Source organism: Microbacterium neimengense (assembly GCF_054782995.1).
In genome coordinates, this window is sequence record NZ_BAAGRK010000025.1 from 1 (window position 1) to 1,062 (window position 1,062).

The 1,062-nt window shown below is 41.1% G+C and carries 3 tRNA genes; 1 reads left to right on the plus strand and 2 read right to left on the minus strand.

Going from position 1 to position 1,062, the window contains the following annotated elements:
- Window positions 1-68 precede the first annotated feature (68 nt).
- Window positions 69-141, minus strand: a tRNA-Arg gene (locus ACYVJS_RS16270).
- A gap of 381 nt (window positions 142-522) precedes the next feature.
- On the opposite strand from ACYVJS_RS16270, the gene ACYVJS_RS16275 reads away from it, so the two are divergent.
- Window positions 523-596, plus strand: a tRNA-Gly gene (locus tag ACYVJS_RS16275).
- Between the two features lie 96 nt (window positions 597-692).
- Here ACYVJS_RS16275 and ACYVJS_RS16280 read toward each other — a convergent pair.
- Window positions 693-765, minus strand: a tRNA-Asp gene (locus tag ACYVJS_RS16280).
- Between the last annotated feature and the right edge of the window lie 297 nt (window positions 766-1,062).

The window sequence follows — 1,062 nt, forward strand, 5'->3', positions numbered from 1 at the left end:
CTAAAGCCCCGGGTCAGGGCTCGGCCCTGACCCGTGGGCCAAGGGCGGCGAGCCGCCCCGAGATATTTAGCGTTTCAGAGGAGTTGAACCTCTACCAACAAGAGCCGAAATCCTGTACTCTACCAATTAAGCTAGAAACGCTTATTTCTAATAAGCGTTTCCTGCGGAAGGCCCCCTCTGGGGGCCCCGCTAGAAACGCGTCGTGACGCGTTTCAAGAATAAACCTGTAGGGCTTTTCTAGAAACGCATTTAATTAAATGCGTTTCATAGTTTCAAGCCATAGCTTGGTCCTAAAACGCATATTTATTACTTATAAATATGACATATAAGTAATATTTATAAAAAGGGAGGCCTCGGCCGGCGGCATGGTATGCCCATAAAATTTTGGCGTACGGTGCCGCAAAATTTTAAAGCGGGGTTCCGAGTTAAGTTTTTCCTCAGGGCTTTTGTTTTTATTGCTGCGATTGTTACGCGGTTTTGTTTTGGTCCGACATATAAATATATTAATTTAAATAAAAGAAAGCAAGTGTAGCATAATTGGCTAATGCCCCTACCTTCCAAGTAGACTACTGCGAGTTCGAGTCTCGCCACTTGCAAAAATAATATTATACCCTTTATTTTATTATAAGATAATTATATATAATTATCTAGATATTGCGTTATCTCACTTCATGGGTTAGATAACGCGAAGCCGAGGCAGGTCGAATTCGAATCGACATTCACTTACGTGACAAGTAAGGACTCTACCAATTAAGCTACTGCCCCGAATATAAATTTTTCACCAAAAGTGATATAAATTAAGTTTTACGAACTTAATTTATAAAAATTTATTATAAGTTTTGGATCCCGCGGACAAGTTCCTTAGGCCCAGGATTAAATAATTTCATAGACCCCGTTTTAAAAAAACGGGGTCGCTTTAAAATTTTGCGGCACCGTACGCCAAAATTTTACGGGCGGCTTCGCCGCCCGGGAATTATTTACTCCATGGAAAAATATTATTCTAATATTTTTCCTAGGGTTGGCACCCTAATCTTTACGATTGGCAGGACTTGAACCTGCAAG